13 protein-coding genes are annotated in these 12807 nt (G+C 35.6%); 8 read left to right on the top strand and 5 right to left on the bottom strand.

What is annotated here, in order from left to right; all coding sequences use genetic code 11:
- Positions 1-402: 402 nt before the first annotated feature.
- Both AC6EI2_RS11110 and AC6EI2_RS11115 read right to left on the bottom strand, forming a co-directional pair.
- Positions 403-1290 (bottom strand): Tab2 family RNA-binding protein, encoded by an 888-nt coding sequence (locus AC6EI2_RS11110; RefSeq protein WP_498462372.1) that lies wholly within the window; start codon positions 1288-1290, stop codon positions 403-405.
- A 32-nt stretch (positions 1291-1322) separates the two neighbouring features.
- Entirely contained in the window at positions 1323-2594 is a 1272-nt protein-coding gene (locus AC6EI2_RS11115) for a S1 RNA-binding domain-containing protein (RefSeq protein WP_498462373.1), read from the bottom strand.
- A gap of 101 nt (positions 2595-2695) precedes the next feature.
- Between AC6EI2_RS11115 and AC6EI2_RS11120 the strand changes: the two genes are divergently transcribed.
- The 5 genes from AC6EI2_RS11120 to AC6EI2_RS11140 all read left to right on the top strand — a co-directional run bounded on the left by AC6EI2_RS11120 (position 2696) and on the right by AC6EI2_RS11140 (position 7229).
- The gene (locus tag AC6EI2_RS11120) at positions 2696-3493 is read left to right on the top strand and encodes a creatininase family protein (protein WP_498462374.1); all 798 of its coding nucleotides are present in this window, start codon (positions 2696-2698) and stop codon (positions 3491-3493) included.
- 74 nt (positions 3494-3567) lie between these two features.
- Positions 3568-4293, top strand: a complete 726-nt coding sequence (locus tag AC6EI2_RS11125) for an aldehyde oxygenase (deformylating) (protein ID WP_498462375.1) — start codon at positions 3568-3570, stop codon at positions 4291-4293.
- A gap of 146 nt (positions 4294-4439) precedes the next feature.
- A complete protein-coding gene (locus AC6EI2_RS11130; RefSeq protein WP_498462376.1) occupies positions 4440-5480 on the top strand; it encodes a long-chain acyl-[acyl-carrier-protein] reductase in 1041 nt (346 codons plus the stop codon).
- A 25-nt stretch (positions 5481-5505) separates the two neighbouring features.
- Positions 5506-6495, top strand: coding sequence for an acetyl-CoA carboxylase carboxyltransferase subunit alpha (locus tag AC6EI2_RS11135; protein WP_498462377.1), 990 nt, complete (start codon positions 5506-5508; stop codon positions 6493-6495).
- 26 nt (positions 6496-6521) lie between these two features.
- Positions 6522-7229 carry an SDR family oxidoreductase gene (locus AC6EI2_RS11140; protein WP_498462378.1) on the top strand — a complete coding sequence of 236 codons (708 nt, stop codon included), beginning with the start codon at positions 6522-6524 and terminating at the stop codon, positions 7227-7229.
- 22 nt (positions 7230-7251) lie between these two features.
- Here AC6EI2_RS11140 and AC6EI2_RS11145 read toward each other — a convergent pair whose 3' ends face one another.
- Positions 7252-7932 carry a phosphoribosylanthranilate isomerase gene (locus tag AC6EI2_RS11145; protein WP_498462379.1) on the bottom strand — a complete coding sequence of 227 codons (681 nt, stop codon included), beginning with the start codon at positions 7930-7932 and terminating at the stop codon, positions 7252-7254.
- A 20-nt stretch (positions 7933-7952) separates the two neighbouring features.
- On the opposite strand from AC6EI2_RS11145, the gene AC6EI2_RS11150 reads away from it, so the two are divergent.
- Entirely contained in the window at positions 7953-9236 is a 1284-nt protein-coding gene (locus AC6EI2_RS11150) for a site-2 protease family protein (RefSeq protein ID WP_498462380.1), read from the top strand.
- Here the strand turns inward: AC6EI2_RS11150 and AC6EI2_RS11155 are convergent.
- Positions 9227-9976 (bottom strand): lipoyl protein ligase domain-containing protein, encoded by a 750-nt coding sequence (locus AC6EI2_RS11155; protein ID WP_498462381.1) that lies wholly within the window; start codon positions 9974-9976, stop codon positions 9227-9229. The genes AC6EI2_RS11150 and AC6EI2_RS11155 overlap by 10 nt on opposite strands.
- A 269-nt stretch (positions 9977-10245) precedes the next feature.
- Here AC6EI2_RS11155 and AC6EI2_RS11160 point away from each other — a divergent pair, with 269 nt between their 5' ends.
- Both AC6EI2_RS11160 and AC6EI2_RS11165 read left to right on the top strand, forming a co-directional pair.
- On the top strand, positions 10246-10650 hold the full coding sequence (locus tag AC6EI2_RS11160; RefSeq protein ID WP_498462382.1) for a hypothetical protein: 405 nt from the start codon (positions 10246-10248) through the stop codon (positions 10648-10650).
- A gap of 69 nt (positions 10651-10719) precedes the next feature.
- Positions 10720-11733 (top strand): protochlorophyllide reductase, encoded by a 1014-nt coding sequence (locus tag AC6EI2_RS11165; protein ID WP_498462383.1) that lies wholly within the window; start codon positions 10720-10722, stop codon positions 11731-11733.
- Positions 11734-11749: 16 nt separating this feature from the next.
- On the opposite strand, the gene bchL is transcribed toward AC6EI2_RS11165, so the two are convergent.
- Positions 11750-12640 carry a ferredoxin:protochlorophyllide reductase (ATP-dependent) iron-sulfur ATP-binding protein gene (gene bchL / locus AC6EI2_RS11170; protein ID WP_036906964.1) on the bottom strand — a complete coding sequence of 297 codons (891 nt, stop codon included), beginning with the start codon at positions 12638-12640 and terminating at the stop codon, positions 11750-11752.
- Positions 12641-12807 lie beyond the last annotated feature (167 nt).

Raw genomic sequence — 12807 nt, forward strand, 5'->3', positions numbered from 1 at the left:
AGACCTTTAAATCCGCAATGAAAGACGAGATGTCCCTGTTTTTATATCAGCGATATGTATAGGTATATAATCTGATGTATATATCCATAGACTTTGATTTCTTGCTTTTTTTGTTAAACAATCAGTAACTTTTTCTTTTGAATTAAATGTATTATTAACTTGAATTACTTGATACTATGTTTTTGCTTCAGATGATTGATCTTAGAAGTAAGATTTAGCTGCTCTTTTTATTTTGCTGGCTCATTATTGCTAGTTATTTTAGTGAAAAAGCAGGTATTAAATCATATACTTTTAATAATTTAGACTGAAAAAATCAATATTTTTGCAGCTAGATAAAATCAATTTTATTTTATTTTATTAAGGGGAACTAACTTACTTATATAGTTTAGTTCGATATTGCTGTTAAATTTCTCCAATATCTTTTAGCATCCAAAAACCATCTAGAGAATTTTCTTCAGGACTTTTTTGAACTGAAATAAATTGAAGTCCATCGGCCTCTGTTTTTGTATTTAGAAAATTATTTTCAATAGCTTTTTGTGATTCTTCTTCTACATCAGTCACCAACCATCTATCAGCTTGCCCTGCTTCTAATATTATTTGGGTCCCTTCGATTAAAAGCTTTGCAGGTTCAAGTCCCCCAAGCCAAGCTGCAAGTGCTAAAGATCTTTTTGAACTAAAAAGCCTAATACCTGGAATAGAAATATTTTGATTAATTGAATCTTTTATAGGGATTAAATTGGAAAACTCTATTTCCCATTCATCGGCTTCTCTAAGTGTATCTAGAGTTAGGGAAGCAAAGCTCCAAGAGTCACCTCTTACCTCTTCTGGTAAAGGGATAGCCTGGTTTGCAATTGGTTTTGAAGGAGGAGAAAGATTGACGCCGATATAGCCTTTTTGCTGGGGATAAAAATTCCTTTCTCTGTCAATAAGCCACTCCAATAATGAATAGGTTCTCCTGCTAGAAACAAGTTCAATACCTATTTGATCTGCTGCACGTTTGATCATTGTCTTCATAGAGGATCGCCAACAACGAATAACGGACGGTTTATCCCAACCTTGAGAATAAGCTGTATCAATAGCTTCGTCTAAAGCATCTTTTAACCAAATAGAATTAACACTGGATGCTGGGCATATCTTTACCCATTTAAAAGTTTTCGTGGCTTTGAAGTTATTTGTAGATGTGACTAATAATTCCCATCTTTTTTTCCCATTTTCATCAATTATTGGGCGGGAATAAAAGTCTATTTCCCAGTCTGCTTTTTTTAAATCAGATTTTTTTGAAGCAATCACAATTTTTTTTCTTCAAAGTAAATTTAAGAGGGTTAGTTGATGCCTTTATCTTCCTTTTGAGGATCAACTTTTTCTTTATTCAAGCTATTGCGAGCTTTAACTGCTCGCTCATCCGCTTCTTCCATTACTTTTGCTTTGTCAGTAATAAGTTCTCCTGGAGGACCCTCCAAAAGGGCTGTGTTTAATCCAATTCGTCCCCGGGAAGGATCTAAATCAGTTATTAGAGCTTTAATAGATTCGCCTGTTTGAAAAACTTCTCCAAGGCTTCTCATGCTTCCATTGGTTACCATTGAATGATGCAATAATCCACTGACTCCTTTCAAATCAACAAAAAAACCATAGGGTTTTATTGTTAAGATTTTACCCTCAATTAACTGTCCAATTTCTAATTCGGAAAATCTTGAGGCAATTGCAGCTTTCTTCTCAGAGAGAACAAGCTTTCTTCTCTCTGGATTTACCTCTAAAAAAGCGGTGTTGAGTGTCTTTGAAACAAGAGATTGATGATTCTCTCCGTCTTCAAGTTGAGATCTTGGAATAAAGCCTCTTAATCCTTCGAAGTCGCATGTAACACCCCCACGGTTAAAACCATTTATTTTAACTCGAACAACTTTTCCTTCTTTTGCAAGGTTTTGAACTTTTTCCCAGCTTTTTCTTAGTTCTAATGCCCTGCAACTAACTGTTACCATCCCATCTGCATTTTGTTCTCTAGTAACAAGAACTTCGACTTCTAACCCTTTTGGGAAACGTTCTTTTAAATTTGTAATTACCCCTAGCCCGCATTCATTTTTAGGCATGAAACCAGGTGCTTTTCCGCCAATATCTACGTATATACCATCACTTTCAATTGCAATAACTGAACCTTTTGCAATTTCTCCAGTTGTACCGATTGGTTGATTTTCTTCTAAGGCTGCTAAAAATTCGTCTTCATCAAAATCAAATTCATCAACTGTTCTACTTCTTTGGTCAAGAATATTTTGATCATCAAAAGTCTGAATATTTTTATGGTCAGAACTATTTTCAAAACACAGAACATCTTCCATGGTCTGTGTTTTGAGATTGTCGTTTGAGTCTGTGGGAATAGAAGGAGCTTTAGTTAACTGAGAAGTTTCTTTTTGATCTAAAACGTTTTCATCAAATCTTTTATCTTTAGATTGATCTGAAATTTCTTTTTCAGATGATCCTTTGTCAATTATTTTTTCTTCAGTCTTTCGACTGATGTGCATAACCTGTAATGGTTTGCGCGGAGCATTTGCTGCCGGCCTGGGGGGAGTAGCTTTTTTAGGCTGAGAATCTGACCCGGCCATAATACCCTTGTAATAAGTTAAACATTCTTACAGTCAAGGGTAAGTTGTTTTTTAATTATTAGGAGATTTCTATCATTTTTCAAACTCGCCGATTTGAGCATTTGACCTGGCCTGAGGCATCTAAAGCCGCTTCTGCTAAAGGATCTACCTTGGTTTGGCCTTTTGGAGCATGTGAACAACATGGACCTCATTTACCTTTGATTACTGATACTTTTTTTGCTGAGAATATTTTAATTAAGACACTTGAATGTTTGCCAGAAAAAATGCCGATATGGATGATGCCATCCCAGACAATTGGGTTCTCTCCTGAGCATCAGGATTTTCCAGGAACTTTGTCCCTATCTGCAAATGTTTTGCTTTCACTGGTTACTGATGTCGGTCAGCAAATAGCAAAAATGGGATTCGATAGATTGGTCTTCTTTAATGCACATGGAGGACAAATAGGATTACTTCAAGCTGTTTCAAGACAATTAAGAATTCAATGCCCCTCATTAGCTGTTTTGCCTTGCTTTTTATGGAGTGGAGTTCCTGGGTTGGAAAATCTTTTGACTGATAAAGAGGTCGAAGAAGGACTTCATGCAGCTACTGCAGAAACAAGTCTTATGTTGCATATGGCTAAAGATTTGGTTCAAAATGATTCTTATTTAGATAAAAAGATTTCTAGTGAGGAGATTATTTCTACACCAAAAGGATGGAGCCTTGAAGGCGCCTCTCCATGCGCATGGCTTACAAAAGATTTGAGTTCTTCTGGTGTTATTGGTGATGCAAGCTCTTCAAATGTTGAATTGGGTGCAGCTTTGGAAAATGCACTAATAGATCATTGGAAGTCAATGTTTATAAGCCTTTTGGACAGTGAATGGCCCCCAGTTATGTCTGAAAGACCTGTTTCTAGCAGTTAAGATGTGATAACTGAACTACCATTTTGCTTTTTATTCTGTAAGATCACTCAGATTGATAAATTTCCAATAGATCTATGCAAGCTCTTGCATCCAACAATCTAACCGTAGAAAAAGAAGAGATAAGTTCTGAAGCTCTTCCAGATTTTGCATCAGATTCATACAAAGACGCATACAGCAGGATCAATGCAATTGTTATTGAGGGTGAAGAGGAAGCTTACGCAAATTTTTGCGATTTAGCCAAGTTGATTCCAGAGCATGCCGATGAGCTTGTAAGACTTGGAAAGATGGAAAAAAAACATATGCACGGTTTTTGTGCCTGTGGAAGGAATCTTGCCGTCAAGCCGGATATGCCTTTTGCTAAAAAATTCTTCTCAAGACTTCATAATAATTTCCTGGAAGCTTTTGCTGCCGGTGACACTACAACGTGCCTTTTGATTCAGTGTATTTTAATTGAATCTTTCGCAATCTCTGCATATAACGTTTACATTGGCGTAGCCGATCCTTTTGCTAAAAGAATTACAGAAGGTGTTGTTCAAGATGAATATTTACATTTGAATTATGGTCAAGAGTGGTTAAAGGCCAATCTTGATTCTGTTAAGAAAGATCTTATGAAGGCTAATAAAGTAAATTTGCCTTTGATCAAATCAATGCTTGATGAGGTTTCAAATGATGCTGAAGTACTTCATATGGATAAGGAAGAGTTAATGGAAGAATTTATGATTGCTTACCAAGATTCCCTTTTGGAAATAGGCCTTGACAATAGAGAAATTGCTAGAATGGCTCTTGCAGCAGTGATTTAGTTTATTTAAAATCTATATTTATATATCTTCATTGATTCCTCATGAACTTAAAGTTCTTGAGGAATTCTTTTTTTTTTGACCTTCGTGGTCTAATCTTCAATCTTGGATAAATATTTTGTTTAAATTTTGAACTTGCTTTCAACCAAATGTTTGGGCTAATTGGACATTCGACAAGTTTTGACGATGCCAAGAGAAAGGCATTGGACTTGGGCTATGACCATATTGCTGAAGGGGATTTAGACGTCTGGTGTACTGCTCCTCCTCAGTTGGTTGAGCATGTAAAAATTGTTAGTGCAATCGGAAAGACAATCGAGGGAGCTTATATAGACTCATGCTTTGTCCCTGAGATGCTGAGTCGCTTCAAAACTGCAAGAAGAAAAGTATTGAATGCGATGGAGTTGGCTCAAAAAAAAGGGATAAGTATTACGGCTCTTGGTGGATTTACATCAATAATTTTTGAGAATTTTAATTTGCTTCAAAATCAACAAGTTAGAAATACAAAACTTGATTGGCAAAGATTTACAACTGGTAATACTCATACTGCTTGGATTATTTGTAAGCAGTTAGAGCAAAATGCACCTCGAATAGGAATTGATTTAAGTAAATCTAAAGTTGCTGTTGTTGGAGCTACTGGTGATATTGGTAGTGCTGTTTGTAGATGGCTTACAAGTCGAACGGGTGTATCAGAACTTCTATTAGTAGCTAGACAACAAAAACCTTTGACTGAACTTCAATCTCAACTTGGTGGAGGTAGAATTCTCACCCTTGATGAGGCTTTACCCGAGGCAGATATTGTGATTTGGGTCGCAAGTATGCCCAAAACCTTAGAAATTGACCCATCCAAAATCAAACGACCCTGCTTGATGATTGATGGAGGTTACCCTAAAAATTTAGGTGAGAAGTTTTCAGGACCTGGTATACACGTTTTAAAAGGTGGAATAGTTCAATTTTTTAAAGATATTGGTTGGAGCATGATGGAGTTGGCTGAGATGGAAAATCCTAAAAGGGAAATGTTCGCTTGTTTTGCTGAAGCAATGATTCTTGAATTCGAGAATTGTCATACAAATTTCAGTTGGGGTAGGAACAATATCACTCTTGAAAAGATGGATTTTATTGGTCAAGCTTCTGAGAGGCACGGATTTTCTGCTGTTGGATTGAAAAAAAATATTCAGACTCTAACCGTCTGAGTATTTGAATAGCTGGTTATTTTTTATGGCTAGACGTTTTCTTCTCGAATTTGAAAAACCTCTTGTTGAATTAGAGAATCAAATTGATCAAATCAGAGAATTAGCAAGGGATTCAGAGGTTGATGTAAGCCAACAACTTCTACAATTAGAGACTCTTGCTGCAAGAAGGCGAGATGAAATATTTAATGCACTCACACCAGCTCAAAAGATTCAAGTAGCTAGGCATCCTCAAAGGCCTAGCACACTTGATTACATCCAAATGTTTTGCGAGGACTGGGTTGAATTACATGGAGACCGAAACGGAACTGATGATCAAGCTCTCATAGGAGGGTTAGCTCGAATCGGTGAAAAGTCTGTTCTTCTCATTGGACAACAAAAAGGTAGAGATACAAAAGAGAATGTTGCAAGAAACTTTGGCATGGCAAAGCCTGGAGGCTATAGAAAGGCTTTAAGGCTTATGGATCATGCGGATCGATTTAATCTGCCAATAATCTGTTTTATAGATACTCCTGGTGCTTATGCAGGACTCATCGCAGAAGAACAAGGTCAGGGAGAGGCAATCGCAGTGAATTTGCGAGAAATGTTTAGGCTTAAAGTTCCCATAATTGCAACTGTTATTGGAGAAGGTGGATCTGGTGGGGCTCTTGGTATAGGTGTTGCAGACAGGTTGCTTATGTTTGAACATAGTGTTTATACAGTTGCAAGCCCCGAAGCTTGTGCTTCGATTTTATGGAGAGATGCGGGTAAGGCTCCTGAAGCAGCATCAGCATTGAAAATTACTGGTCCTGATCTTATGAAGTTAGGAATTGTTGATGAGGTCTTAAAAGAGCCTTCTGGTGGGAATAATTGGGCACCGCTGCAGGCTGGAGAAACTTTAAAAAATGCCCTTGAGAAGCATTTATCTGAATTATTAGCTTTATCCCCTGATGAATTGAGAGACAATAGATATTCCAAATTTAGGGAAATGGGAAAATATTTGGAAACTCAGTCTATAGAAAGTGAAATTTCAGTTTAAAGTTTTCATGTTTGCTATTAACTTTCTTGTCAACAGTATTAATCACAGGTGCTTCTAGAGGAATTGGGAGGGCAACTGCCAAAGCTTTTGCTGATTCTGGATGGGATTTACTACTATTGTCTAGATCTGAAGAAGAACTGGAAAGTCTATCTCAGGAAATTGACAATAAGAAAGTCAAGGTCTTGTACAAATCTATTGACCTCAGTAATTCCAAAAATATCTCTAATGGGATAGTTGAATTGATGAAAAGTGGATTGATTCCTTCAGTATTGATCAATAATGCAGGAGTTGCTTGGACTGGAGACCTTTTATCTATGCCACTTGAGAAATGGGAATGGGTCATGCAAATGAACCTAACCAGTATCTTTCAGGTTTGCTCTGAAGTGGTTCCTTTAATGAGAAAAAAAGGAGGATTAGTTATCAACGTTAGTAGCCATGCTGCTAGAAATGTTTTCCCGCAATGGGGAGCATATTGTGTTTCCAAAGCAGCATTAGCAAGTTTTACTAAATGCTTAGCAGAAGAAGAACGAAGTAATTTAATACGAGCATGCACACTTACACTTGGATCAGTAAATTCATCTCTTTGGGATGCTGATAGCGTCGGGATGCAATTTGATAGAGATTCTATGCTCTCAGTTGATCAAGCGGCATCTCAGCTTTTACATCTTGCTAATCAGCCAATTAATCAAATTATTGAGGACATAACACTTATGCCCTCCGCAGGTGCATTCTAAATTAGTCAAATCAAAGTAAAACTCATTTGTTGTTTTGTTCTCTTATTTTACGCACAAGAGATTCAACTTTATTCAGATCTTTAATTCCTGGAGATATTTCTAATTGACTTGAGGCGTCAACCCCATCAGGCCTAAGTTTAGAAAAAATTTCAGGAATTATCTCGGCTGATATTCCACCAGCTAATATCCAAGGAGCTTTAAAATTTTTGTTAACCAGTAACTCTACTGGAACTCTATTACCCGTTCCACCAAGTGACTTTTCATCCCACGCATCTAAGAGGATAGCATCAACATAATCCTCGTATTGGCTTATTATATTTAAATCATTAATAGATTTTAATCTGAAAGCTTTCCATATTTTAATTGGTGAAAATTTATTCTTTAATTCACGACAATAATCAACTGATTCATCCCCATGTAGTTGGATAACTGATGGTGGAATTGATCTGTTACTTATAAATTTTATTGTTTCTAAATTTTCATTTGCGATAACTAATACTTTCTCAATTTCTGAAGAAACCTTTTCTACTTCATTAAAAATTTTTACACATTCTTCTTCTTCTACAAAACGAGGGGAATTTTTTACGCCAATAACCCCAATAGCATTTATTTTGAATTGAGCTATGGATTTTGCTTGCGTAGTATTTGTTATCCCACAAATTTTTATTGCTGTTGATTTTATCGAAGGAGATTTTCTGATCATTTTCAGAACTTTTATTAGGATTGATTGAAATAGATTTATTGAGATTTTGGAGGAATTTAAGCTTGGATAGTTGGGAAGTTATGAAAATCAAAGGCATCCCCTTAAGGGTCCATCCTAGTTGGTTTTTGGTTTTCTTATATTTTACTTTGTCAGCAAGAGAGCAGTTTGAGACAATGTTGGATGGTCAAGCATCTATTTTTGATGGCTTGCTGATAGGTGTTTTTACGTCGATTCTTTTGTTCATATCTGTTTTATTGCATGAATTGGCTCATTCCTTTGTAGCAATTGGAGAAGGTCTAAAAGTTAGAGACATAACACTTTTTTTTCTTGGGGGAATGGCAAACCTAGAAAAAGAATGTAAAACTTCAAAAGGAAGTTTGAAAATTGCAATTTCAGGACCAATCGTTAGTCTTTTTTTAGCCTTTTTAATGATTTTATTAAGTAATAATTTATCCGTATCAAATCTTGTTTTTTCGAACTTATTTAAGCAGGTTGGGAACCTTAATCTTTTAATAGGCTTATTTAACTTGCTTCCTATAATCCCTCTTGATGGTGGTGTAATATTAAAATCTTTAATTTGGCATTTTACTGGTAGTAAAAGAACAGGTATTAAAGTTGCAATAGCCTCTGCAAGATTGATTTCTTTTAGTGCTATCTTTGTAGGCATTTTTAGTTTGCTCAGTGGTAGCTTTTATGTTGCATTTTGCTTATTTATTATTGGTTTATTTATCTTTACTTCAGCCAAGTCACAGAGCCAAATTATTCAAATACAAAAGATATTATCTGAATTGAATGTCAATCAAGTATGCAGTCGCTCATACAGGGTCCTAGAGGATAATTTGCCAGTTAAAATTTTATCTAAATCTAATTCATTTAATAAAAATAATGGCTCTAATCAAGATTGGATTCTTTTGTGTAGAGAAGGTAGATGGGTTGGTTATGTGCATGAAAAAATCTTGCAAAATATTGTTGTACAAAATTGGGATAAAAAGTTTCTTTATGAGTTTTCATTGCCAATAGATGAATTGCCATCGATTAATGAAAAAGAATCTTTATGGCAAGCAATAATAAAAATTGAAAAAACAAGAGACGCAAGATTACTTGTCCTTTCGTGTGCTGGCCTTCCTTTAGGAACACTTGATAGAGTAGATATTGGTAAAGCAGTACTAAAAAAAATTGGATTAAATCTTCCAGATCAATTAATTAAAGTCGCAAGACAAGAAAATATTTATCCAATAGGATTGAATCTTTCTCAAATAGCAAATTCAATGGCTTCGAGTGATCTAGATGACAGTCAAAAATGATTGATCTTGTTGAAATTTTCTATAGATAAACGTTTTATTATTTCTTTATCTTTTTCATCTAATTTGTAATTAGACATTTCTAAACCAGGCCATATTTTGCTGAATGACTCTTTTAAAATATTTATAACCTTACCTTTATCTTTGATTTCATTTTTTATTTTTGGTGGATTAGTATTAAAAACTTTCTTCCATAATTGTTTTGACGGTTCCATTAATATTTCTCCATGTTGAAGCAAGTGTCCCTTCCTCCAGTATTGTGCACTTCCAATATGCTTGTTTTTATCTTTATCAATTAAGTCAGCTAATGTTGAAGTTGAAAAACAATTACTATTAGATAAATGCACAGGTTCAGTCCCGAAAGATAAATCCACTCCAGCTTTTTTTAGACCACATATTAACCATTCAGTTGTCTTTAGGTATGATTCTTTTTTGTTCCTTGGCGGATATTTCCATATGAGTGCATAAGTCAGCCCTCTGCTATGGAGAACAGCATTCCCTCCGCTAGGCCTTCTTACAATTTTTAACTGTTCATTTTTTAAAAGTTTAAGCCAGCCTTTTGGTAGTTCTTTTTGATTTTTACCAATCGACAACCAGTCCCCATCCCAAGTGTAAAAACGTATTGCCATATTAAATTTTTGGTCAGTAAATGATTTCTCTAACAAAAAGAGATCAATTGCCATTTGTTCTGGTCCACTTAATTCAAGAGGATTTAAATAAAGAACTTCTTCTCGATTATTCATTTTGCTTTTTAGTTATTTGTTATGAAAACTTTTCAAGTAGAAGCTCAAACATCATAAACTTAATCTAAGAATAGTAAAAGCTATTTGATTATATTTTGAGTCAAACTAGTATTTTAAAGATTTATTTGACTTCTTAAAATATTACTTTCTTTATATTCTCCTTTACGTATTTATTTTTTTTTGAATTCATAAAGCATTGAAAGTAGTGAAAGAATTGATTCTATTGTTAAGTAAGTTAACATGAAAACATGTGAGATTTTCATTTGATTTTGGGACAACCTCAATGGATTGAAGAACCATTCAGAAGGAAGCGATCAAAGAAAATTATCAAGAGGAATCCTTCTGTAAATAAAAAAATCGATGCTTTTACTCAAGTTTCTGAATTTCAGAAAGAAGAAATTAGGCGAGAGCTTTTATATAGCTATGTGGGATTAATTTTGAAGTTTGGTCTATTGATTGTATTTTCAACAAGTCTCGTGAATTTAGGACTTGCATCTCATCAACGTGTAAATAGGAATCTGGAGTTGTCATATTTATTAGAAAGAGAATCCAAAAAACTTCAAAAGTTAAGACTACGTTTTGATGAAATGTTTATAAATGGTGGAGAACAAAGTTTTTTTAAGGAGCAAGATCAGTGGATTACTCCAAATAGTGTCAGAGTTATCTGGCGATGATTAACTTTGCGTCTCTTAGGCTTAGATTTGTTTTTGAAAATTGATTAAAAATAGTTTTTACTAAAGAAGATGGCTCTAGTACAAGCGGCACCAGGAACTGTTTTAATTACTGGTACAACCTCAGGTGTTGGTTTGTATGCAACAAAGTCTTTGGTAAATAGGGGGTGGAGAGTTATTACTGCAAATAGATCTTCTTTGAGAGCGGAAGCTTCGGCCTCAGCTATTGGTTTACCTATTAATAGTCCAAGACAACTGAAACATATACAAATTGATCTTGGCGACTTGGATAGCGTTCGCAATGGGGCTAAAAGTCTTCTAGAGGATTTGGACAAACCATTGGATGCTTTGGTTTGTAATGCTGCTGTGTATCTGCCTCGTTTAAAAAAACCATTGAGATCTCCACAGGGATATGAAATATCAATGGCAACAAATCATTTTGGGCATTTTTTATTGATTCAGTTGCTTTTGGAAAATCTTAGTAAGTCCTCAAGACCGGTCTGGAAGGGAAGATCTTGGGGGGTGGAATCATCTAGAGTAGTTATCTTAGGGACAGTGACCGCCAACAACAAAGAGTTAGGCGGGAAAATACCAATACCAGCTCCTGCTGATCTAGGAAATCTATCTGGTTTTGAAGAGGGTTTTTGCGAACCAATATCAATGGCTAGTGGTAAACGTTTTAAACCAGGGAAAGCCTATAAAGACAGTAAGTTATGCAATATGATTACGACTCAAGAATTACATAGGCGATTTAATTCTTCTCCAATTCTTTTTAGTTCTCTATATCCAGGATGTGTCGCTAATACAAGATTATTTAGAAACACTCCTAAACTGTTTCAATGGTTGTTCCCATGGTTTCAGAAATTAATAACTGGAGGTTTTGTCAGTGAAGCGCTCGCTGGTGACAGAGTAGCGCAAGTCGTTGCAGACCCTCAATTTGCTATTTCAGGTGTCCATTGGAGCTGGGGTAATAGACAACGTAAGGACAGACAACAATTCTCACAAGAGTTGTCCGATAGAGTGACAGATCCAGTGACTTCTAGAAAAGTTTGGGAATTGTCTATGCGTTTAGTTGGTCTGCAATAGACCTTTAGGTATTTATTTAGTCAAATCCAAGTAGATCAAATATTTCACGGTCTTTTAAAGGTTCTGCCTCTAATGGCTCAACGTTATCTATCATTTTCTGGGCTAACGAAAGATATTCATTTTGTACTTCTACTACGCCATCTTCTTCTGGATCCATCTCAAAAATTGTGCACTTTTTAAGTCTTGATCTGCGTATTGCGTCTACGTTACGAAAATGAGCCATGGTCTTAAGACCTGTTTTTTCATTGAATTTTTCTATCTGATCTAATTCAGCAGAACGGTTGGCTATTACACCTCCTAAGCGAACTTTGTAATTTTTTGCTTTGGCATTTATTGCTGCGACGATGCGATTCATTGCGAAAATTGAATCAAAATCATTTGCGGTAACAATTAGACAATAATTTGCATGCTGTAATGGAGCAGCGAAACCACCGCATACAACGTCACCAAGAACATCGAATATAACCACATCAGTATCTTCTAAAAGATGGTGCTCTTTTAGAAGTTTGACTGTTTGACCAGTGACATAGCCACCACAGCCTGTTCCGGCTGGAGGCCCACCACTCTCAACGCACATGACACCATTAAAACCTTTAAACATAAAGTCTTCAGGTCTCAGCTCTTCACTATGAAAATCTACTTCTTCAAGAATATCTATGACGGTAGGCACCATCTTGTGCGTTAGGGTAAAAGTGCTGTCATGCTTTGGATCGCAACCGATTTGAAGTACTTTCTTTCCAAGTTTTGAAAATGCAGCTGATAAATTCGAAGAAGTAGTTGATTTACCAATACCTCCTTTGCCATATACGGCAATAACAAGAGCTCCTTCTTGGATTTGTGCTTTTGGATCTTGTTTTACCTGAACGCTACCTTCACCGTCCTCCTTACGAGTTATTGTCGAAGTCATTAATCTTTTTCTTTCGAAAGTCCTTGTTTATATTCTTGCAGTCAAATATCTCTTTAGGAAATGTTTAGCGAATTCGATACATTTGAAATTAAATATATATCCTCAAATGGAAACATATACATATAGAACAGGGCTAACGCGTATTTCTACTCATGTTTTTGACTTGC

The organism is Prochlorococcus sp. MIT2302 (assembly GCF_059772385.1).

Excerpts from the sequence above, each read along its gene's own strand:
- AC6EI2_RS11115 (WP_498462373.1), bottom strand. The coding sequence starts at position 2,594 with ATGGCCGGGTCAGATTCTCAGCCTAAAAAAGCTACTCCCCCCAGGCCG.
- AC6EI2_RS11125 (WP_498462375.1), top strand. The coding sequence starts at position 3,568 with ATGCAAGCTCTTGCATCCAACAATCTAACCGTAGAAAAAGAAGAGATA.
- AC6EI2_RS11130 (WP_498462376.1), top strand. The coding sequence starts at position 4,440 with ATGTTTGGGCTAATTGGACATTCGACAAGTTTTGACGATGCCAAGAGA.
- AC6EI2_RS11135 (WP_498462377.1), top strand. The coding sequence starts at position 5,506 with ATGGCTAGACGTTTTCTTCTCGAATTTGAAAAACCTCTTGTTGAATTA.
- AC6EI2_RS11145 (WP_498462379.1), bottom strand. The coding sequence starts at position 7,932 with ATGATCAGAAAATCTCCTTCGATAAAATCAACAGCAATAAAAATTTGT.
- AC6EI2_RS11155 (WP_498462381.1), bottom strand. The coding sequence starts at position 9,976 with ATGAATAATCGAGAAGAAGTTCTTTATTTAAATCCTCTTGAATTAAGT.
- AC6EI2_RS11165 (WP_498462383.1), top strand. The coding sequence starts at position 10,720 with ATGGCTCTAGTACAAGCGGCACCAGGAACTGTTTTAATTACTGGTACA.
- bchL (WP_036906964.1), bottom strand. The coding sequence starts at position 12,640 with ATGACTTCGACAATAACTCGTAAGGAGGACGGTGAAGGTAGCGTTCAG.